The sequence below is a fragment of the Veillonellales bacterium genome, from assembly GCA_039680175.1.
Classification (GTDB): domain Bacteria; phylum Bacillota; class Negativicutes; order JAAYSF01; family JAAYSF01; genus JBDKTO01.
In genome coordinates this window covers 1-3,281 of record JBDKTO010000014.1, presented here as the reverse complement: position 1 = coordinate 3,281, position 3,281 = coordinate 1, and the positions used below count along the sequence as shown (strand labels likewise).

The following is a 3,281-nucleotide window of genomic DNA, read 5'->3' as shown; positions in this document are numbered from 1 at the left end:
TATTGTCAGGTGTTCGTTTTTCTTCGTTAAGAATGAATTCTTTGATAAAATTTAATGCCATACTGATATTTATTGGATTAAATAATATGCTGAAAATTCAGAGTAAAGGAGATTTAAATGTTTGGTAAAGTTTATCAGGCAATCAAGGATTTTTTTGTTGCCCCACCAATTAGAACACAATTTGAAGAAATGATTCTACAGGAAGAAGTAGAAAAGAAAAATGCAGTGCCGCCGGCAGTGGCTGACGTGGTGCCATCACACGGCTCACATGCTGAACCAGCGGCTGTAACAATTCATGCAGAACCAGTACACGGTCAGCATTCCAAGCCCGTGGACGATCAGATCACTGATGCGGTGACCACTAAGCCAAAGCGGACTCGCAAGGCCAAGGCTGCTGATGCAGTGGATGCTCCGGCCAAAAAGCCACGTAAAAAGAAAGCAGACTAAGATGTGGAAGCAGGTTGTTGATCAATTTGCGCATTTTTCATCAGCAATTGTTATCCTGCTTCTGCCTATTTTAATGCCCTGGGGCTTTGTCTTATCCGGATTTATGATTGGATTTGTGAGAGAGCAAGGTCAGGAGTATGAATCCAAGGGTCAAGAAGCGGCCTGGCAGTTCTGGAAATGGAGCCGTAGCCGCTGGCTTGACGTCCTTTTCTGGACCCTTGGAGGGTTCGTAGCTGAGCTAATTTTTAGATCAATGTGCGCTTGCTAAGAGGCCACGCAAGAAGAAAGATTCTAAGTAATAATTCTAAACGGGAATTTGTATTAAACATTCACTAAAAGATATAAGTATTTTTATGAAATATTATGTCTATCAATTATTGGATCCAAATACAAATTCCCCATTTTATATTGGTAAAGGCTCCGGTAATCGTGCATGGAGCCACAATCTTTTTAAAGACGGCAACGAAAATCCTTATAAAGACCGTTTCATAAAAAGATTACATTCTCAAAATCAAGAACCAATTGTGGAGATTTTAAAATATTTCGATGACGAAAATCTCGCATACCAGTACGAGGAAACGCTCACTGAATCAATCGGATTGAAAAATCTAACTAATTTAGTAATAGGTGCCCGTCCGCCTAGTAAAAAAGGTTGGAAGCCGTCGGAAGAAACGCTAATTAAACGAAGTCGGGGTTTAAAAGGTATAGAACGTACATCAGAATGGAAAAAGAATCTCTCTTTATCGAAACAAGGGGAGAACAACCCTATGCACGGAAGAAAAAATCCTTGCTCGGAAAAAAAGAGACTTTCTATACTACAAACAAAAAATTTGCCTAATTATGATTTATATAAAGAAGCTATAGATTTAATGAATTCAGGTCTTTCTGCAGATAAAGTTAGTAAGCTACTAGGAATAGGCAGAGGAGTATGTTTTCGATTAAAAAATCGATCACACGGGATTTTCCAGGCTTTTCCAGAACTTATGTAGCTCGAAGCTAGCAAGGTTCTTTCCTTTTGCTTCGACCATTACATCCGCCCATTCCCAGTGAGTGTATGCCCATTCATTAAGTGCGTGATTCCACATAAAATCACTGTGAGCTCGGAGTTTGCCTTTTTTATGACCAGACTCTAATAGGTTATGAAGATCAGGAAGAGTGCGATTGCAATGACCCACCAGAATGTTTTCACGAGACATGCTATAATGTATAACAGGGCGAACACCCCGCCAACTATCAATGATTTTTTTAACAGTATCGCTATTTGCGTCAATATATTCTCCTGTTTTTATATTGTGATGATGAATATCAAGAACTAGCGCAAGGTCTTTTTGGAGTTCAAGGCTTGCATCAACACCCCATGTGATTTCATCGTTTTCAATAGTGATTGTATTCTTTGCCTCCGGCGACAGTCTCTTAAGGACAGCGCGGATGCCGTCGGGACCGCGCCTACCAGCGATGTGGACGTTGACTTTGAAGTCTTGAAAAGTTTTACCATATCCCATCCATCTCGCCATATCAGCATGATATTCAAATTCCTCAATAGACCGCTCTACAATGTCGTCGTTATCAGAAGCCAACACACAAAACTGACCTGGATGAAAACTAAGGCGAACATTATTCTTGCGAGCCGAATCTCCGACTTTGATAAATTCTTTTTCGCAATATGCTCGCACATCGGATTGTTGATAAAACCACTTCCAAGTTGACTCAGTGTAGACAGGCAGGATATCGCTGCCCAATCGTACCATTCTAAGACTTTCATCAAGCGCACCTACACGGTTAACTAGTAGACGAATGCTTTCGATATTTTGTTTGGTAATGGACCAAAGCTTCTCGACAGCAACATCCTTACTTTGTCTATTTAACCAGGCAACAGTAGTACCAGCCGTATTATATTTCTTACAGTCATCTGTGGGCTTAATGCCATCTACTTGGTATGGATGGTCAATCCACTTGCAGGCAAATCCGATACGTTTAATCATGAGTTTTTAATAATCCTAAAGATACGGTGGTAGGAATTTTCGCATTGTTGATAGGCCCATTTTAGCTTTTTAGCGGGCATTGTGTCAACCACTTCGTTGATATCACGATTGAGGTCTTCATGCGAATACATCTTCATAAAAATATTGCGATTGCCGTCTGTTAGTTTAGACAGCATGAACTTCATACGTTCACGCTTCTGCTTCGGGGTCATCCTTGAGTTCCTTACTGTTGTCAAAAATCTGTAGGAACTTGTTACCATCAGTGTGCGTGTCCACACAAATCATGGTGTAGTCTTCGCCGCGATAAACCCATTTAGGCAAAAAGCGTTGTGTGTAGATCGAGTTTGCATAGTAATCGCCTGTGGCAAAGTCTTTGACATTTTCAGCATATCTGACCTCACCTGGACCTTCGCCGTCCAGATACCAAACATAGTCAGTGGCATCGTCGAGGGGAATAGAAACCCAATCCTCTACATATCCGAAGTAATCGTGTACTTGCTTTTTCAGGTCAAAATAATCTTTAAGCAGTTTCATCGTCAGCCTTTCTTAGGGTCCAAGATCCATCCTCGTTGTCAATCCAAGTGAGCGTATCGCCTTCCTTCCAGCCCGTGGTGGCAATTAAGTCATCAGGAAATGGAAGAATAACGTCTTCGCCATCTTCGATTACAGTTACAGTCCATGTTGAATTATTTGTCATGCTGCAAGTATAGCAGCAAACTAAGAATTAGTCAAGTAAACCTAGCTACAGTAATTACGCCGTATCGATACATTTCTCGTACACAACCGATTCTGTCAATTGTAGCATTGACTAGGTCCACCATTCTAACGCTGTTGCCACATATAATGGTTAGT

Annotated in this window: 6 protein-coding genes; 3 read left to right on the top strand and 3 right to left on the bottom strand. The window is 41.0% G+C overall.

All coding sequences use genetic code 11. The features are described from left to right. The first annotated feature begins 117 nt into the window (after positions 1-117). From ABFC84_02340 to ABFC84_02330, 3 genes are all read left to right on the top strand, one after another. Positions 118-447, top strand: coding sequence for a hypothetical protein (locus ABFC84_02340; GenBank protein ID MEN6411586.1), 330 nt, complete (start codon positions 118-120; stop codon positions 445-447). 1 nt (position 448) lies between these two features. Next, the gene (locus ABFC84_02335; protein MEN6411585.1) at positions 449-715 is read left to right on the top strand and encodes a hypothetical protein; all 267 of its coding nucleotides are present in this window, start codon (positions 449-451) and stop codon (positions 713-715) included. 85 nt (positions 716-800) lie between these two features. After that, on the top strand, positions 801-1,436 hold the full coding sequence (locus ABFC84_02330; protein MEN6411584.1) for a GIY-YIG nuclease family protein: 636 nt from the start codon (positions 801-803) through the stop codon (positions 1,434-1,436). Here the strand turns inward: ABFC84_02330 and ABFC84_02325 are convergent. From ABFC84_02325 to ABFC84_02315, 3 genes are all read right to left on the bottom strand, one after another. Next, complete coding sequence (locus ABFC84_02325) at positions 1,398-2,429, bottom strand: hypothetical protein (GenBank protein ID MEN6411583.1); 1,032 nt, start codon at positions 2,427-2,429, stop codon at positions 1,398-1,400. The two genes, ABFC84_02330 and ABFC84_02325, sit on opposite strands and share 39 nt — an antisense overlap. Positions 2,430-2,618: 189 nt before the next feature. Further along, the gene (locus tag ABFC84_02320) at positions 2,619-2,963 is read right to left on the bottom strand and encodes a hypothetical protein (GenBank protein ID MEN6411582.1); all 345 of its coding nucleotides are present in this window, start codon (positions 2,961-2,963) and stop codon (positions 2,619-2,621) included. After that, complete coding sequence (locus ABFC84_02315; GenBank protein MEN6411581.1) at positions 2,950-3,126, bottom strand: hypothetical protein; 177 nt, start codon at positions 3,124-3,126, stop codon at positions 2,950-2,952. Before ABFC84_02315 ends, ABFC84_02320 begins: the two co-directional genes overlap by 14 nt. Between the last annotated feature and the right edge of the window lie 155 nt (positions 3,127-3,281).